The organism is Aromatoleum toluvorans (genome assembly GCF_012910905.1).
In the GTDB taxonomy this organism is placed as follows: Bacteria; Pseudomonadota; Gammaproteobacteria; order Burkholderiales; family Rhodocyclaceae; genus Aromatoleum; species Aromatoleum toluvorans.
Genome location: NZ_WTVN01000013.1, coordinates 38048 through 55586, shown reverse-complemented (window position 1 = coordinate 55586; position 17539 = coordinate 38048). Strand labels below are relative to the sequence as shown.

Sequence of the window (17539 nt, the reverse complement as noted above, 5' to 3'; positions counted from 1 at the left end):
CAGCAAGCTGTGGTTAGTCTATAGATCACGCTTTCATCAGTTACGCAAGGCAGTCCTTATCCCTTCAGTCACGTCGACTTCCGCTTAGAAAATTCCTCACACCACGCAATCGCATTCTCAAGATCCTTTTTCAGTTCATCTGGATCTGGCAGCTCTGTAGCGATCTCGTCCGACTGTGAATGCTCGAAGCGCGAATATCGCGTCATCAGTTCATCGAGGAAGGCGCAGTCCTCGGCGCGAATCTTCGCCAAGTCCCTAAGCAGGAGAGTCTTCACGGACCGTCTGAAACGGCCAACAACGTCGCAGAGCAATGTGTACTCGATACTTCGCTCAACGAGTATGCGGAAGTCAGAGCACGCGGCCTTCATCGCAAAATCGTATTCGGCCGTCAGACCGCCTTCATGGAACTTCTTGACCATAGGAAGGCGCTGATCCCTCAGCGCCTTGAAGCCCGGCGCAGGCTTCCTATTTCGAGCACTGAGGTCTTCCGTGACCCCTACAACGCTCCCGAGCCTACGAACCGAGATGACCGTCGGCTCTGCGATCTCTTGCCCATGCACCGCAGCAAACTCGTTATGCTTTTTGACAGCATCTTCGAGAAGGGCCAGCAGAGATAGTCTGTGAGTGAAAACGATCACCTGCCGAGTCTTCGAAAGCGCGACAAGACGACCAACCACCCGCTCTTCGAACTCCTGATCCAACGATGAGACCGGATCGTCGAATACGAATGGCGTTGAGTGACCCGAGCCGAGCATGTCCGCAATGAAAGCAGCAAGCGCCACAATGCGACCTTCGCCCTCGCTGAGGATAGATGAGGCATGCACCTTTCGCTTAGCGCCCTTCAGCGTCAACTGAAAGTTGACCTTGCCTTTGCCCTCGGGTATCGGTTCGGGTACGACCGGAATGCGCTTGCCGCCAAGTAGTTCAAGTTCGGCGGCAAAACGATCGCGATAGCCATTCGCGAGTTCATCCCGCGCTAGGTCGTTCTTCTTCTGCGTTAGAGCATTGGTCCTCGCAAGCTTCTCTGCCGCATCGAGGTCTCGCATCGATTTCAGCCGGATGATCTCGCCCTCGACCAGCGCCTTCTGCTCCGACAGCCACGCCCTCGCCTTGAGTTCCTTGAATTCCTGTTCGAGCTCCTGACGTTTGCCATCCTTCTGAAGGTCGGCGAGCGCCTGTTCCTCCTTTGCGATCAGTTCTTCGAGCCTGGTGATGGCGGTCTCAAGGACACTCCAGTCAACGGGCGGAACCCCGGCAATAGAAGCAGCGACATTCATCGCTTCAAGTCGCAATGCAATTGCCTTGAGGACTCCTTCACCGACTTGCGGATCTACTCGCAGGAACTCAACATCAACCTTCCATTGCTCTGCCGGCGGGAACGCTGGAAGTTCGCCCATCAGCTTCTGCAGCGTTTGCTCGGCTTCTTTTGCCACCGTTTCAAGGCCACCCTTCACAAACGCCTCGAAGTCCTTCATCCGGGTTCTTGCCCCCTCATCGAGCTGCTGATGGCAAAGGACGCAGCGAGCAGGCTCATCGGCAACAGGGAATGGCTCCTCGGGATATGCGAATGTTTCGGAATACACCCGTGCCTGCTCCCACAGGAGCCGCCACGAATCCTTTCCAACGCCGTCCAAGGCGGAGTTAACGAACACCTTCTCCGCGTCCTCGGAAGCCGCCTTTCGCTTCGCTCGCGCATCCATTCTCGCTGCAACCAGCTCTGCGGCCTTGAGCTGTGACAGTCCGTCCTTTAGAGACGTTGTACGGTTCTTGAGGAGAACCAAGCGGCTCTTGTCAGCGTTCAATACCTTTTGCCGCGCCGGAACATCCACTTGTTTTAGTGTCGTCTCAATCTCAAGCCGTCTCTGGTCGTCTTGAGCCGTCCACGCGCAAGCCGCGTCGACTTCGGGTTGCTTTGTCGCGTGACGAACGGATTTCAGAAACGCAGCGGCCGTGGTGCCAACATGAGCAGGTGGCGCCACAGGAAGAAGAGACGGCAACACTGCCTTTCGACGACCAATCTCTGCCGCAACCTCGTCAACAACGCGGATGAGGGTCGAAAGAAACCGCATTCGGCGAGGCTCATAGGAAGCCTCGCTCTTCGACTGCACGTAGCTATTCGCAGTCAAGCTGTCGAAGACCTGAACATTCCGTAGCTTTGGGATTGCCCCTTGTTCCACCGACCACGGCAAGACCGACACCGCTTCATCGAGCGAGGCAGTGATTACGGCGGAGGCAGGTGCAGCAACGTCCGAAAATACGTTCGGATGAATGTCGGGGGTGCTGCGAGTACCGCACACGCTCTTGATCAAACGAGAGAAGCCTGACTTCCCTGCACCATTCATCCCGTAAACGACGACAAGATTTGAGTCTCCGAATTCGAGGGCGGCACCAGCCTTGATGGCATTTACCCCCTGAACCTCATCCACCTTGAGCAACTTCATGGTGAGGCCAGCGGCAGTCGACCCGAGGGCGCCTGTCGGCATCCGTTCAAGGACGACGTCCGGCCTGCCCGTCGCCTCGGCAATGCAAATGCTAGCGAGCGCTGAGATTTCTTCCGGCGTCGGTCTCCTCACAGCGGAAATCAGCCGTGAAGCCGCTGTTTGGACCCACTGCGGGCGATCATCCAACCATTGCTCGAACTCGTCCCGGCCGATCTCCTCAACGCCCTCCATCATCCCGACTCCATATTTTGAGAATGATTTCCGGATAATATCTGGCAACACAACGGTGGTCTATCAGAAGCCTCAACGATCGCTCCGCACCAACACAGCGCCGCCTAGCCCTGCTATGCTACCGGTTGGCTGGATCGAAGCCTGCTGCCCACCTCGGCGCACCCGGACGGGACGATCATTACCTGTTTCGCATTTGAGAAATCCCTAATCCAGCGGGTTTCGGCAGTGGGCACCGAAGGTTCGCGATTGGGTCGGAGTTCCACAAATGCGCCATACCATCCTCATTACCGCCGCCGAAGTCGAAAAACTCAAGCAGCGCGCTCGCAAGCTCAAGAAGGCGAGCGGAATCACTTATAACAAGGCACTGGACGAAGCTGCCAAGGCGGCCGGCTTCGACCACTGGCATCATGTCGCCGAGTCGGCCAAGGCGTTCGCGCCGACCGAGCACGCCTTCCACTTCGGTGTAGTCATCGCTCTCGACATCAAGGACGCTCAGGACTTTCACGACCCATCAGGACGGTTCATCGAGGACGATCTTGCCTTCTCCCTCTGCGCCAACGATATCTACATGCGCGTGCGTGAGGCGGACGGGGACGACGACATCGACCCGAATGACCCGACCTACAAGGAAGACCTCCAAGAGTGGTTGTTCGACGGGCTGATGAATTACGTCTTCTTCCGCTATACGAATCTCGAGTTGCCTGCGAGCGTCGAGGACGTGTTGAAGCTCGCCACCGAGCACTGCTACTGGCCGCCGGAATACATCTGGTACAAGGGCGTCATGCACGACTCTCCGGACGGGGCTGAACTTGCGGACGGCCGCATCATTCACCGCTTCGAGTAACGTGTAGATCGCGACGGTGCCGAGCGCCGTGCGGCAGCCGTCGGCAGCACTGCCGCCGCTCAATCGGCGTAGGCTGGCCGGCAACTCCGGCCGATGGACTGCCCGTGGGATGTCGTGCTGAGTGGCCGCAGCGCTCAGTAAACCGTCGTCGGGCAGCTGAAGAGACGTACATCCGCTCAGGGGCGGGCACGGACGGAGCCCTGAAGAGCCTGGACGACAGCTTTCTGACGACTCCGGGTTCCGTAGTGCAGTAATTTCTGCCGGTCGCTTGGCGTGGCGGCCTGCGGCCCCAGGTCCGGTGGTGCCGCCGCGGCTGGATTGGTACACTGCCGGTCTTTGCGCCCGGCGCTGCCGTGGCGGCTTTTCACGTGATCAGAATCGAACAACTCAACAAGACCTATCGCGTCGACGGACGCGAAGTCAGTGCGCTGACTGACGTCAACCTGGAAATCGGCAAGGGCGAAGTGTTCGGCATCATCGGTCGTTCCGGTGCCGGCAAGAGCACGCTGCTGCGCAGCCTCAACCTGCTCGAACGTCCAACCTCAGGCCGCGTGCTGATCGACGGCGAAGACATCACCCGCTTCGACAGCCGCCGCCTGCATGCCCTGCGCCAGCGCATCGGCATGATCTTCCAGCACTTCAACCTGCTCAACGCGAAGACCGTGGCCGGCAACATCGACTGGCCGCTGAAATGTACCGGCAGTCTCGATGCCGCGCAGCGCGCCGAGCGCGTGGCCGAGCTGCTGGCACTGGTCGGCCTCACGGAGCATGCGAACAAGTATCCCACGCAGCTTTCGGGCGGACAGAAGCAGCGCGTGGGCATTGCGCGTGCGCTGGCCAATCGGCCGCAACTGCTGCTGTGCGACGAGGCCACCTCGGCACTCGATCCCGAGACCACCCAGTCGATCCTGCGTCTGCTGCTCGACATCAACCGCCAGTTCGGCCTCACCATCGTGCTCATCACGCACGAGATGCAGGTCATCCGCACGCTGTGCGACCGCGTCGCGGTGATCGATGGCGGCCGCATTGTCGAGAGCGGCAAGGTGGTGGACGTGTTTCTGCATCCCCGGCACGCGGTTACGCGCGGCATGGTGGCGCAGAGCGACCCGCTGACCGCAGCGATGCTGGACCCCGGGCACGCCTTCGCGAAGGACAAGCTGCGCGGCACGCTGGTACGCCTGACCTATCTCGGCGACGTCACCTACCAGCCCATCCTGAGCCACCTCGCGGCGGCCACGCCGGCGCGCTTCACAATCCTGCAGGGCGAGGTATCGAGCATCAAGGACCTGCCGTTCGGCCAGTTGCTGCTGGAGTTCGAGGGCAGCGAGGACGACATCTCCAAGGTGTTCGCAGAACTGGACCGCTTCGAGATCCACCACGAGGTGCTGCAATGATCGACCTGTCGATGATCGAATGGGGCGACATCGCGTTCGCGACCTGGGAAACGCTGGTGATGACCGGCGTGTCGCTGCTGTTCACCATCCTGCTCGGCCTGCCGCTGGGCATCCTGCTGTTCGTGACCGCGAGCGGCCAGCTGTTGGAGCAGCGCGGGCTGTACCGCGTGCTGTCCTTCATCGTGAATGTGCTGCGCTCGGTGCCTTTCCTGATCCTGCTGATCGTGATGATTCCGGTCACGGTGCTGCTGATCGGCACCTCGCTCGGCGTCGAAGGCGCGATCCCGCCGCTGGTGGTGGGGACCTCGCCGCTGTTCGCCCGGCTGGTCGAGAACGTGCTGCGCGAGGTCGATCGCGGCGTGATCGAGGCCTGCCAGGCGATGGGCATTCCGACGCACCGCATCATCTTCGGCGCACTGCTGCCCGAGGCGATGCCCGGATTGATCGCAGCCACCACCGTCACCGCGATCACGCTGATGTCGTATGCGGCGATGTCGGGCGTGATCGGCGGCGGCGGCCTGGGCGATCTCGCCATCCGTTTCGGCTACCAGCGTTTCCAGACAGAAGTGATGGTGATCACCGTCGCGCTGCTGGTGCTGCTGGTGCAATTCATCCAGCTCGCGGGCGACCGGCTCGTGCTGCGTTTCAGTCGCAAATGATCTTTGCGACATTGACCTTTCCTACGAGGAGCCTTTAATGACCCTGACCATCCGCAAACTGCTGTGCGCCGCCATCGGCACCTTCGCTTTCGCCGCGACGACCCACGCTGCCGACAAGCTGGTGATCGCCGCCACCCCCGTGCCCCACGCCGAGCTGCTGGAGTTCGTCAAGCCGATGCTGGCGAAGGAGGGCGTGGAACTGGAAGTCAAGGTCTTCACCGACTACGTGCAGCCTTCGATGCAGACGAACGAGAAGCGGGTGGACGGCAACTTCTTCCTGCACAAGCCCTACCTGGACGAGTTCAAGAAGAAGCAGAAGAACGACATCCAGACCGTCGTGACGAAGGTCCATGTCGAGCCGTTCGCCGGCTATTCGCTCAAGCACAAGTCGCTCGCCGCGCTGCCCGAAGGCGGCACCGTGGCGCTGCCGAACGACCCGTCCAACTCGGGCCGCGCACTGCTGCTGCTGGCGAAACAGGGCGTGATCACGCTGAAGGATCCGAACAACATCATCGCGACCACCAAAGACATCGTCGCCAACCCGAAGAAGCTGAAGTTCCGCGAACTCGAGGCAGCCACGCTGCCGCGCGTGCTGAACCAGGTCGACCTCGCCCTGATCAACACCAACTACGCGATCCAGGCCAAGCTGAACCCGGTGAAGGATTCGCTGTTCATCGAAGACGCCAGCTCGCCCTACGCCAACCTGCTGGTCGCGCGGGAAGACAATGCCAACAGCCCGGCGATGAAGAAGCTGGCCGCGGCGCTCACGTCCCCCGAAGTGAAGAAGTTCCTCGCCGAAAAGTACCAGGGCGCGGTGGTGCCGGCATTCTGACGGCTCGGGCCGGGCCCCGTGTGGGGCCCGTGCTGCCCAAGGAACGTGCTGGAAACCAGGCCGCCGAGCAACTCCAGCGGAAACGCTCGCGCTGCTTGAAAATCGGGTTGCGCGCAAGCTATGGTTGAACGGGCATGTTCACGTCGTTCCATCAACGGCCTCGTCGCGTTCCTGGAAGATCTTCATCGATGTACGGCAACCTTATTTTTCGGCAGCTGTTCGACGCGGTGTCGTCCACCTACACCTACCTTCTGGGGGACTTGACGACCCGCCACGCAGTCATCATCGATACCGTGTTCGAACAGCATCTCCGTGACTTGGCACTGATCCAGGAACTCGGGCTGACGCTGGTTGCTTCTCTCGATACCCATTGCCATGCCGATCACGTGACGGGTAGTTGGCTGATGCAGCATGCCACCGGCTGTCTGATCGGCATCTCGAAGCGCTATGGAGCCTCCGTATCGGAGGCCAATCTGGTGCTCGAACACGGCGACCGTGTCGATTTCGGTCATCGCCATCTCGAAGTTCGGGCTACACCGGGGCATACCGACGGCTGCCTGACCTTCGTCACCGACGACCGCTGCCTGGCCTTCACCGGCGACTGCCTGCTTATCCGCGCTGCCGGGCGTTGCGATTTTCAGCAGGGCAACGCCAGCCGGATGTTCCACTCGATCACGGAGCAGATTTTCACTCTGCCCGACGATTGCCTGATCTACCCTGCTCACGACTACAGCGGCCGCACCGTCAGCTCGGTCGGCGAGGAAAAGGCGCACAACCCGCGTATCGGCGGCCAAGCGGACGAACGGGATTTTGTCGGGTTCATGCAGAACATGAACCTGCCGCATCCCAAACAGATCGCCGTCGCAGTACCAGCCAATTTGCGCTGTGGGATGCCTGAGGACGGCAAGGTGTCTCCCCCGGCCGACTGGGGGCCGGTCCGTAAGACTTATGCCGGCCTGCTCGAAATCGATCCGGAGTGGGTGGCGCAGCACCTCGATGTACTTTGCGTGCTCGATGTACGCCAACGTGAAGAAATCGACGGTCAGCTCGGGAAGATCCCCGGTGCTCGTTCGATTCCACTCGGTGAACTCACCAGGCGGATCGACGAAGTCCCCCGCGACCGGCCGGTGATCGCCGTGTGCCACTCGGGCATGCGTTCGGGGCAAGCGACCGTGATCTTGCGCGAGGCGGGCCTCGCAAAGGTCGCCAACCTCCACGGTGGCATGCTCTTGTGGCAACAGATGGCGCTGCCCGCGGAGTTTGGCTAATACAAGCCTAATGCAGCCTGTGCAAACTCGTGATGAGTTGTGCCCCCGGCGATTTACATTTCCGGGTCGGGTCACGTCGCGCGATTGATCGCACCTGTCGTATTCCGACAAGTTAAGGCCCCAGCGCTGATTTATCGTCGGTTTTCGTAACACCCACCGGGAACCGACATGAACCAGATCTTCATCGACGATATTCACGCAGACGCGCAGGTCGGCATCTATCCGCACGAGCTGGTCGGTTCGCAGCCCGTGTCGATCACCTTGCGCCTGGGCATCGGCGGACGGGCGGCGCGCAGCGACCGCATCGAGGACACGATCGACTACGCGGAACTGGTCGGGCGACTGCGCGGGTACCTCGCGGAGCGTCGTTTCGCATTGCTGGAACACCTTGCCGACTCGCTCGCGGGCGTGATCTTCGAGGAGTTCCGTCCGAGCTGGATCAGCCTGTCGGTGCACAAGCCCCAGGTGCTCGAAGGAGTGGGGCGCGTCGGCGTGATGATCGAACGCCAGTACGACGAATACGTCGCCCAGGCGCCTTTCCCGCTGCAGCAGGCGGCCTGATTCCCATTCAAAAACCGATCAGCCCCCGACCCCATATCCCCGGGCCGATCACGGCCCCGACAAGAATGAATTCCGTTTATGGAAAGATGCCAGGAAGCACGCGAAGGTCACTCTCCCTCTCAACCCCACTTTCCCTCGCGTGCGGCGTCTTTCCTTTTTATTCCCGGCAGCATGACCTCCAGGAGAACACGGTGACCAGGGATGCCGCAAAGAAGCTGAAGGAGGCTTTCGCCGGCGCGCAGGACGAGGCGCAACGCAAGGCGGCCGCCGTGGCCCTGCTGCGGCACAGTCTCGATCTCGGGCACCGGCGGTTGTCGTTGAAGCGGCTGGAAACTGCCATCAGCTGCGGGGTCGCGCCCGATGACGAGGACCTCCACCGCTGTGCGGATCTTGTGTTGAAGGTCAGCGATCCGGGCATCCATGCCCGCCTGGCGCAGCTGAGCCGTCAGCTCGCGGCGATGCGCTGTTCCGCCGCGGCATGAGCAGGGAAGGCGAGGGCATGGCGAACGACCCGGGCACCAAGGCTCCCGAGCACGGGGGCAGGCTGCGGGCGGCTGCAGCCCATTACGGCATTCCCCTGTCCGATTGGCTCGACCTGTCGACCGGAGTGAGCCCTTACGGTTGGCCGGTGCCACCGCTTTCCGCCCGCTCGTGGGCGCGTTTGCCCGAAGAGGACGACGGCCTCGAGGCCGCCGCCGCTAGCTACTACGAGAGCCGGAACGGGCTCGCCGTGGCCGGATCGCAGGCCGCGATACAGGCGCTTCCGCAGCTTTTCCCGCACGGTTCGGTGACCTGCCTGTCGCCGCTCTACAACGAACACCCTCATGCATGGAGGGCGCAGGGGCACGCGGTTCGCCTGCACCCTGCCGGCGACCTGCGCGGCGCACTGGCCGCCGGCACGCCGCATATCGTGCTCTGCAATCCCAACAATCCCACGGGGCAACGCTACGGCGGCGCCGAACTGCTGGAGGCGGCCGCGGCGCTCAGGGCGCGCGGCGGCGTCCTGGTCGTCGATGAAGCCTTCATCGATGTGAATCCGGAGGAAAGCCTGGCCGCCGTCGCCGGTTCGGATGCGGCGCCGAACCTGATCGTGCTGCGCTCGCTGGGCAAGTTCTTCGGTCTGGCCGGCGCGCGGGTCGGCTTCCTGTTCGCGTCGGCGGACTTGCGCGCGCGCCTGGCATTCCGGCTCGGGCCGTGGACGATTGCGGGCCCCTCGCGCGAGGTCGCACGGCTGGCGTTGTCCGATCGTTCATGGCAAGGCGACATGCGCCGGCAGCTGCGCGAAGCCGGGCAGCGCCTGGTGCAGATGCTCGAACCGATGGGCGTGATGGGCGCGACGCCGCTGTTCGCAACGGTCTCTTCACCGCGCGCGGGCGAAGTCCACGACGTCCTGGCCGGGGCCGGGATCCTGACCCGGTATTTCAGGGACCACGCGCTGATCCGGTTCGGACTTCCCGACTCGGAGACCTCGTGGGAGAGGCTCGCGGCCGCGTTGGCCGAAGCGCGGGATCGCCGCATGTAGGCGCAGGCCCGGTGTCAGCCGCGTGACAAAGTGTCCCGTCGGCAACACCGCAGCGGCGTGCAGCCCCCGATTCGGAGGCGGCGGGGCTGTGGCCCGGAGTTTGCTGTGGATCGCGTAGACCTTGCTTTCCGGCAGGGAACCCACCGCGACACAGGGAATACCGATGACCTTTGCCTCATGCGCATCGTCGATCTCCGCCGCCCCCGCCGTAGCCCTGGTAGACGCGCCGGCGCGGCTGCATCTCGGATTCCTCGACCCGAACGCCTCGCTCGGCCGCCGCTTCGCGAGCCTCGGCCTCGTCATCGACGGAATGAGCACGCGCGTGAGCGTGTCGGCTGCGGCGCACGACGCCATCGTGGTGCCTGCCGGTTGCGCCGACGACGTCCGTGAGCGCATCGCGCGGCATCTGGCGACGCTGCGGTCCGAGACCGGGGCGGACACGCCCGTGCGCGTGGTGCTGCATGGCGGCCCGCCCGCACACGCCGGCTTCGGCTCCGGGACGCAGCTCGCGCTCGCGCTGGGGCGCGCGTTCGGCGCTTGTCACGGGCTCGACCTCGACACCCGGCGCATCGCCGCCTTGCTGGCGCGGGGCGGTCGATCCGGTGTCGGCATCGCCGGCTTCGACCGGGGAGGGCTGCTGCTCGACGGTGGGCCGGGGGCTGCAGGCGCGACGCCGCCGCTGCTTGCCCGCATCGCCTTCCCGCAAGCCTGGCGGGTGCTGCTGGTGCTCGACGAGCGTTGCGACGGCCTGCACGGCACCGACGAGCGCGTCGCGATGGACCGCCTTGCGCCTTTCCCGCGCGAGCTGGCTGCCGAGCTCTGCCATCAGGTCGTGATGCGCGTGCTGCCCGGCACGATGGAGGCGGACTTCGAGCCGTTCGCCGAGGGCGTGTCGACGCTGCAGCGGATCATCGGCGACTACTTCGCGCCGGCGCAGGGGGGCTCGATGTACACCAGCCCGGCCGTCGAACGCGTGCTTGAGTGGATCCGCCCGCGCTATTGCGCCGGCATCGGGCAGAGCTCGTGGGGGCCGACCGGCTTCGCGATCCTGCCGTCGGCGGAGCGCTGCGCCGAGGCCGTCGCCGCCGCGCGCGCGGCCGGCGTCGTCGATCCGGCGCTGCGGCTGGTCGTCGTGGCCGGGCGCAACCACGGTGCGCGGCTCGACGACCGACCTTCTGCTCCTCGGGACGGCCGCGGCAGCGCCTGATCGCGCTTCCGGCCGTTCCCTTTTTATCGATTTTCCTTCGCCACGGACGGACCCCATGCCAGCCCGATACATCCTCCACATGTTCACCCCTTCCGCCCAGATGAGCCCGTTCGACATCAACATGGCGGTCGACGCGGGCTACGACGTGGTCGTGCCCTATTGCGACGTGAGCGCCGCGGAGATCCGCGGCCTTACGCAGGACGCGATCTTCTCGCGCGGACCGAAGGGCGTGAAGGCCACCGGCATCTTCATCGGCGGGCGCAACGTGATGCTCGCGTCCGACATGCTGGAGACGGCGCGTGCCGCGATGGTGCCGCCTTTCGAAGTGTCGGTGATGGCCGATCCGAGCGGCTCCTACACGACCGCGGCGGCTCTGGTTGCCTGCGTCGAGCGGCAGCTGCAGCGTGCGCATGACACGAGCTTCGCCGGGAAGAGGGTGCTCGTGCTCGGCGGTACCGGCACGGTCGGGCGCATCGCCGGCGTCCTCGCCGCGGGGCTCGGTGCGGAGGTGTCGCTCGGCCATCACGCGAAGCTGGCGTCGGCCGAGGCCGCTGCCGCGGAGACCGGTCAGCGCTTCGGCTGCGTGCTGGCCGGTGCCGATGCGAGCACGCCGGAGGCACGCCGCGCGGCACTCGCGGGGGCCGACATCGTGCTGGCGGCGTCGGTGGCCGGCGTCCAGGTCGTCTCGGAAGCGGAACGCGCGGCCGCCGCCCAGCTGCTCGTCGCGGCGGACGTCAATGCGGTGCCGCCCGAGGGGATCGCCGGGGTCGGCGTCATGGACGACGGCAAGCAGCTGCCCGAAGGACGGGGCGTGGGCATCGGCGCGCTCGCGATCGGCAACGTCAAGTATCAGGTGGAGCACCGGCTGCTGCGCTCGATGCGCGAAGGCGACAAAGCGGTCTATCTCGGTTTCCGCGAAGCCTTCGCGATGGCACGCGAGGTCATCGCCGAGAAAGACGGCCAGTGATGGCGGAGCCGCGCGTGCCCCCGTTGCTCGCCGTCGCCGGACTCTCGGCGCGCATGCTGGCCGAGGCGGCGCGCGCCAGCGGCTATCGGGTGATCGCGCTGGATCTCTTCGCGGATCGCGACACGCGCCGCGTAGCGGAAGTGTGCCTGCCGATCGGGGACGCGGCGAGTCTCGTGATCGACGGCGACGCGCTGGTCGACGCCCTGGGCCGTGCCCGCACCGCGGGGGCGCAGGCGTGGGTGGCGGGGAGCGGCTTCGACGGACATCCGGAACTCCTCGCGGCAGGGCAGGCGGTGCTGCCGCTCGCGGGCAATCCACCCGAGGTCGCCGCGCGCGTGCGCGATCCGGCGCAGTTCTACGGGCGCCTCGCGGCGCTGGGCATCCCCCACCCGCAGACCCGCTGCGAGCGTCCACCGTCGCCGCGTGGCTGGCTGCGCAAGAACGCGGCGAGCAGCGGCGGCTGGGACGTCCGTGCGGCGCGTCCGGACGATGCCGACGCGGAATCTTCGATCTATTACCAGCGCATCGCCGCGGGCGCGCCGATGTCGGCGCTCTTCGTGGCCGACGGCCGCCGCAGCCGGCTCGTCGGCGTCAATATGCAGATCGTGCGGCCGTTCTGCGGGCGTCCCTTCGTGTTCCACGGCTGTATCGGGCCGGTCGGCGTCGCGCCGTCCGTCCGTTGCGCGCTGGAGGCGATGCTCGACGCGCTGGTTGCCGATTTCGGCCTGCGCGGCTTGAACGGGCTCGACTTCCTGCTCGACGACGACGAGATCCGCGTGATCGAACTCAACCCCCGCCCGCCGGCGAGCATCGCGCTGTATCCCGACGCGTTGCCGGAGGGATTGCTGCGGGCCCACGTCGAGGCGAGCCTCGACGGCCGCTTGCCGGCGCCCGAACGGCATGCCGCCGCGGACATGCGCGGCTTCGAGACCGTGTTCGCGCAGCGCGCCTGGAGCGTCGGCGCGCCGGAATCGGCGGTGCTTGCGCAGCAGACGTGGTGCCACGACCTGCCGGTGAGCGACACGAGCATCGGGCGCGGCGAGCCGCTGTGCACGGTCTCAGCCGCCGGCGGCAATGCAGACGAAGTCGAGGCGCTGCTGTCGCGGCGGCGCCGGCAGATACCCTTCCTCATGGAGCAGGCGAATGAACGAAGCAGCGAAAGTGCTCGCGGCCGAGCGCTCGAGTGTCAATGAACTCGCGGCACCGCTCGTCACGCGGCTGATCGGCCGCGCGGACGAGTGGCGGCTCGACGTGCAGCGGACGGATGCGGGCGTCACGATCGTCGATGCCGGGATCAACACGCGCGGCAGCGTCGCCGCGGGGCTCGCGGTCGGCGAGATCTGCATGGGCGGGCTCGGCCGCGTGCGCCTCGCGTCGGGCGGCGAGGGCGGTAGCGAAGGCAGCTGGCCGACGTGGGTCGAAGTCGCCAGTTCGCAGCCGGTGCTCGCGTGCCTCGCGAGCCAGTACGCGGGCTGGAGCCTCTCGGCGAGCAAGGAGGAGGGCGGGGGCCGGAAGTTCTTCTCGCTCGGCTCCGGTCCGGCGCGCGCGCTCGCGTGCCGGGAACCCTTGTTCGAGGAACTCGGCTACCGCGACCGCGTCGGCCCGGCCGTGCTGGTGCTCGAGGTCGACCGCGCGCCGCCGCCGGTCGTGATCGACAAGATCCTGCGCGACTGCGGCCTCGAACCGTCGCAGCTCACGCTGGTGCTGACGCCGACGACGAGCCTCGCCGGCTCGACACAGGTCGTCGCGCGCGTGCTCGAAGTCGCGCTGCACAAGGCGCATGAACTGGGTTTTGCGCTGGGCGACATCGTCGACGGCAGCGCCCGCGCGCCGCTGCCGGCGCCGAGCCCGGACGCGGGCGTCGCGATGGGGCGCACGAACGACGCGATCCTCTACGGCGGCCAGGTTCACCTGACGGTCGCCGGCGACGACGAGGCGGCGCGCGAGCTCGCGCACAAGCTGCCGTCATCGACTTCGCGCGACTACGGGCGCTCGTTCGCCGACATCTTCCGCGACTACGAATACGACTTCTACCGCATCGACGGGGCGCTGTTCGCGCCGGCCGAGGTCTGGGTCAGCAGCCTTGTGAGCGGGCGCACGTGGCACGCCGGCAAGCTCGACATGGGCTTGCTGCGGCGTCTGTGGCTGGACGAGGCATGACGCCCCTCGACCTCTCGGCGCCCGGGCGCCCCCGCGTGGCGATCCTGACCGACGAGACGGGCTGGCATACCACCCGTTTGCGCCGGGCGCTGGCGCGCCGCGGTTACGAAGGCCGCTGCGCGGACCTCGAGGATTGCCGCTTCGACACCTCCCGGGCCGGCCCCGGCATCGTGATCCCCGGCTTCGGGCGCACGCTGCCGGTGGCCGCGATCGTGCGCGGCATCGCCGGCGGCAGCCTCGAACAGGTCACGAAGCGGCTCGGCATCCTGCACGCGCTGCGCGAGCTCGGCGTGCCGGTCTATAACGATGCGCGGGCAATCGAGCGCAGCGTCGACAAGTCGATGACGAGTTTCCTGCTGCACCGCGCCGACATCGCGTCGCCGCCGTCGTGGGCACTGGAGTCGGAGGCCGAGGCGCGGCGGCTGGTGATGGCCGAGACGGCGGCCGGCCGCTGCCTCGTGCTGAAACCGCTGTTCGGATCGCAGGGCAAGGGCCTGCAGCGCGTCGGCTGCGTCGACGGCCGCCCGGTGCCGCTGCCCGATCTCGCGGACTACGGCCGGCTCGCCTATCTGCAGCGCTTCGTGCCGCAACCCGAGGGGCCGGGCGCGCCGGGTTTCGACTGGCGCGTGCTCGTGGTCGGCGGACGGGCGGTCGCGGCGATGCGGCGCGTGAGCGCGCACTGGGTCAGGAACGTCGCGCAAGGGGCACGCTGCCAGGCGGCGCAGGTCACGCCCACGCTCGCGACGCTTGCGGAAGGCGCCGCCACCGCACTCGGCATGGATTACGCCGGGGTCGATCTCGTGCCCGACGCAAGCGCGCCGCACGGCGCACAGGTGCTCGAAGTGAATGGTGTCGCGGCGTGGCGGGGGCTGCAGTCGGTGACGGGTTTCGACATCGCGCAGGCGATGGTGGACGATCTCCTCGGCCGTCGCCTGGGCGTCGCCCTGTCGCCGGCCGACGCGCTCGAGCGCGCGGGGTAGCGGCGATGGACGCGATCGACGAACGGCTCGCCCACGGGCGGGCCGCGTTCCTGTGGGCCTGCGGGCTCGACGTCGCGGTGCGCAAACCCGGCAACGTCAGCCGCCACTCGGGCGGCCACGGCATGCAGGCGCAGGCCTTTCTCGCGAGCGCGGAGGTGTCCGCCGGGCCGCTGTTCGCGCGCGGGGTGCCCGTCGGCGAGCGCATCGAGGCGGCGGTCGCGGCGACGCGCGCAGCAGTCGGCTGCAACACCAACCTGGGCATCCTGCTGCTGTGTGCGCCGATCGCGGCGGCGCTCGAGGCCGTCGCGAGCCGGGACGCTTCGCGGTGCATCGATTCCGCCGCCTTGCGCGGCGCGCTGCAGACGGTGCTCGCGGACCTCGATCTCGACGACGCGCGCGCCGCCTATCGCGCGATCGCCCTCGCGAACCCCGGCGGGCTCGGGCAGTCGGGCGAGCAGGACGTCGCGGACGAGCCGACGATCGATCTGCGCGCCGCCATGACGCTCGCCGCCGGGCGCGACAGCATCGCCCGCCAGTATGCCAACGGCTATGCCGACGTGTTCGATCACGGCCTCGCCGCGCTGGGCGCCGAAGCGCTGACGGGCGAGCATCTCGCGCGCGCGGTGCAATCGGTTTTTCTCACGTTTCTCGCGACCTGGCCCGATACACACATTGTGCGAAAACTCGGTCCTGCCGCGGCGCAGACTGTCACCGCCGAGGCCGCCGCGTGGCTCGGCCGCTTCCACCGTGAACATGGCGTCGGGGAGTCGGCCGGGTTCGCCGCGTGGGACGAGCGCCTGAAAAGCACGGGAATCAACCCCGGAACGAGCGCGGACCTGACCGTCTGCACGCTTTTTGCGGGTGCATTGCTGCGGCCGGACGCAATTGGCCTGCGCGTGGCCGAAAGTTGGCATAAAACGTGAGTTCACCTGCTCCGACATCGGGTTCATTCCGACGTCCGGAACTTCGGTGTCCCCCCGATGAGGGACATCGGATGAAACACTCAAAGGAGAAACATGCAATGGCAAAAATCGATCGCATGCTGGTAGGTGAGTCGCTGGTGGGAGACGGCAACGAGGTTGCGCATATCGACCTCATCATCGGGCCGCGCGGCAGCCCCGCGGAATCGGCGTTCAGCCACGCGCTGACGAACAACAAGGACGGCTTCACCTCGCTGCTCGCGGTGGTCGCGCCCAACCTGATGACGAAACCGCCGACGGTGATGTTCAACAAGGTCACGATCAAGGGCGCCAAGCAGGCCGTGCAGATGTTCGGGCCGGCACAGCGCGGGGTCGCGATGGCGGTCGCCGACAGCGTCGAGGACGGGACGATTCCGGCGGACGAGGCGGACAACCTGTTCCTCTGCGTCGGCGTCTTCATCCACTGGCTCGCCGAGGATGACAAGAAGATCCAGGACTACAACTACCAGGCGACGCGCGAGTCGATCCAGCGGGCCGTGGCGGGCCAGCCGAGTGCGGCGGAAGTGGTCGCGAAGAAATCCTCGATGGCGCACCCGTTCGCTGCACACGTGTAAGCGATGGCGGCAGGCCGCGAGGTGCGCGGCCAAGCCCACGCAAAAAAGCCGAAGGCGTCCTTCGGCTTTTTTGCTGCGTGCGACGGCCGTTCAGTCGGTGCGCGGGTGCGGCACGAGCCCGGTGCCGAGCAGGTGCAGGACTTCGGCGGTGCGACGCGGCAGCTGATCCGCCACTGCGCGCGTCCGTTCGATGACCACGCCGACACCATCGACGTCGTCGAACTTGCCCGGCTTCGTCACCGCCACCCGCAGCCAGTGGGCGCCGAAGCGCGTCAGGAGCAGGTTCGAGATCGCCTCGGCGAAGGCTTCGAGGAGCTGGAAGCGATGCGTCTGCAACAGCTCGCGCAGCGCCGCGCGCACCTCGCCGTAGTCGATCGTGTCGCCGATCCGGTCGGTGCTGCACGCAAGCGCGCGCGGTATGCCGGCGGCCAGATCGATGCGAACCGGCTGCGGCTCGTGCAATTCGTTGTCGCAGATGCCGATGACCGTGTTGCCGCGGAAACCGTCGATGAAGATCACGTCCATGGCGGCGGGTGCGCCGGCGGGGGACGACACGGCGCCTGTCGGCAGCCGCAGCAGGGGATGGGTGGCGTGCAAGATGGCGCTCCGGCGAAGGGTTTTCGGGGGGGAAGTGGGGGTGCCACATGCGACGGGAAAAACCTGTGTCACCCGATCGGGTCAAAGCGAGATTCGCGCCATGTCACAAAGCGGCGCAGGATGCTGCGGTGCGGAATATAAGAATCCGCTTTTGCGTCCTCGCCACGGCCGAACTCGGCTTATACTCCAAATGCTTCATGGGGTAATTTGCCCAAAAATAAATCGCCGCCCGCTGGGCGTCCCCGGGTACTCGGCGGGGAAAACGGTGGCCGCGAAGGTCGATGGGGTGCGTCAGACACCCTGCGCCGGCAGCGGACGAGACGTAGGCTTTTGGAGGAGGAG

General features: G+C 65.9%; 17 protein-coding genes. 15 read left to right on the top strand and 2 right to left on the bottom strand.

Going from position 1 to position 17539, the window contains the following annotated elements:
- Nucleotides 1–68 precede the first annotated feature (68 nt).
- Complete coding sequence (locus tag GPA22_RS10365; RefSeq protein WP_169255994.1) at nt 69–2675, bottom strand: AAA family ATPase; 2607 nt, start codon at nt 2673–2675, stop codon at nt 69–71.
- A gap of 262 nt (nt 2676–2937) precedes the next feature.
- Between GPA22_RS10365 and GPA22_RS10360 the strand changes: the two genes are divergently transcribed.
- From GPA22_RS10360 to fae, 15 genes are all read left to right on the top strand, one after another.
- Nucleotides 2938–3516 (top strand): P-loop NTPase family protein, encoded by a 579-nt coding sequence (locus tag GPA22_RS10360; protein ID WP_169255993.1) that lies wholly within the window; start codon nt 2938–2940, stop codon nt 3514–3516.
- A 368-nt stretch (nt 3517–3884) separates the two neighbouring features.
- A complete protein-coding gene (locus tag GPA22_RS10355) occupies nt 3885–4910 on the top strand; it encodes an ATP-binding cassette domain-containing protein (RefSeq protein WP_169255992.1) in 1026 nt (341 codons plus the stop codon).
- On the top strand, nt 4910–5569 hold the full coding sequence (locus GPA22_RS10350; protein WP_343036012.1) for a methionine ABC transporter permease: 660 nt from the start codon (nt 4910–4912) through the stop codon (nt 5567–5569). The genes GPA22_RS10355 and GPA22_RS10350 overlap by 1 nt, the downstream gene beginning before the upstream one ends.
- A 37-nt stretch (nt 5570–5606) precedes the next feature.
- Nucleotides 5607–6401 carry a MetQ/NlpA family ABC transporter substrate-binding protein gene (locus tag GPA22_RS10345; RefSeq protein WP_169255990.1) on the top strand — a complete coding sequence of 265 codons (795 nt, stop codon included), beginning with the start codon at nt 5607–5609 and terminating at the stop codon, nt 6399–6401.
- Nucleotides 6402–6589: 188 nt separating this feature from the next.
- Nucleotides 6590–7669 (top strand): rhodanese-like domain-containing protein, encoded by a 1080-nt coding sequence (locus tag GPA22_RS10340; RefSeq protein WP_169255989.1) that lies wholly within the window; start codon nt 6590–6592, stop codon nt 7667–7669.
- Between the two features lie 168 nt (nt 7670–7837).
- Nucleotides 7838–8230 carry a dihydroneopterin aldolase gene (locus tag GPA22_RS10335; RefSeq protein ID WP_169255988.1) on the top strand — a complete coding sequence of 131 codons (393 nt, stop codon included), beginning with the start codon at nt 7838–7840 and terminating at the stop codon, nt 8228–8230.
- Between the two features lie 191 nt (nt 8231–8421).
- Nucleotides 8422–8712: a hypothetical protein gene (locus GPA22_RS10330; RefSeq protein ID WP_169255987.1), complete on the top strand. Its 291-nt coding sequence runs from the start codon at nt 8422–8424 to the stop codon at nt 8710–8712.
- A gap of 17 nt (nt 8713–8729) precedes the next feature.
- Complete coding sequence (gene cobD, locus GPA22_RS10325; protein ID WP_169255986.1) at nt 8730–9752, top strand: threonine-phosphate decarboxylase CobD; 1023 nt, start codon at nt 8730–8732, stop codon at nt 9750–9752.
- A 163-nt stretch (nt 9753–9915) separates the two neighbouring features.
- Nucleotides 9916–10959, top strand: a complete 1044-nt coding sequence (locus GPA22_RS10320; protein WP_169255985.1) for a beta-ribofuranosylaminobenzene 5'-phosphate synthase family protein — start codon at nt 9916–9918, stop codon at nt 10957–10959.
- A 55-nt stretch (nt 10960–11014) separates the two neighbouring features.
- The gene (locus GPA22_RS10315; protein ID WP_169255984.1) at nt 11015–11926 is read left to right on the top strand and encodes an NAD(P)-dependent methylenetetrahydromethanopterin dehydrogenase; all 912 of its coding nucleotides are present in this window, start codon (nt 11015–11017) and stop codon (nt 11924–11926) included.
- 14 nt (nt 11927–11940) lie between these two features.
- Entirely contained in the window at nt 11941–13119 is a 1179-nt protein-coding gene (locus tag GPA22_RS10310; RefSeq protein ID WP_169255983.1) for an ATP-grasp domain-containing protein, read from the top strand.
- Complete coding sequence (gene mch, locus GPA22_RS10305; protein WP_169255982.1) at nt 13070–14086, top strand: methenyltetrahydromethanopterin cyclohydrolase; 1017 nt, start codon at nt 13070–13072, stop codon at nt 14084–14086. The genes GPA22_RS10310 and mch overlap by 50 nt, the downstream gene beginning before the upstream one ends.
- Nucleotides 14083–15066, top strand: a complete 984-nt coding sequence (locus GPA22_RS10300; protein WP_169255981.1) for an ATP-grasp domain-containing protein — start codon at nt 14083–14085, stop codon at nt 15064–15066. Before mch ends, GPA22_RS10300 begins: the two co-directional genes overlap by 4 nt.
- 5 nt (nt 15067–15071) lie before the next feature.
- Nucleotides 15072–15989: a triphosphoribosyl-dephospho-CoA synthase gene (locus tag GPA22_RS10295; protein ID WP_169255980.1), complete on the top strand. Its 918-nt coding sequence runs from the start codon at nt 15072–15074 to the stop codon at nt 15987–15989.
- Nucleotides 15990–16087: 98 nt separating this feature from the next.
- Complete coding sequence (gene fae, locus GPA22_RS10290) at nt 16088–16600, top strand: formaldehyde-activating enzyme (RefSeq protein ID WP_169255979.1); 513 nt, start codon at nt 16088–16090, stop codon at nt 16598–16600.
- Between the two features lie 90 nt (nt 16601–16690).
- Here fae and GPA22_RS10285 read toward each other — a convergent pair whose 3' ends face one another.
- Complete coding sequence (locus GPA22_RS10285) at nt 16691–17197, bottom strand: dihydroneopterin aldolase (RefSeq protein ID WP_211169051.1); 507 nt, start codon at nt 17195–17197, stop codon at nt 16691–16693.
- Nucleotides 17198–17539 lie beyond the last annotated feature (342 nt).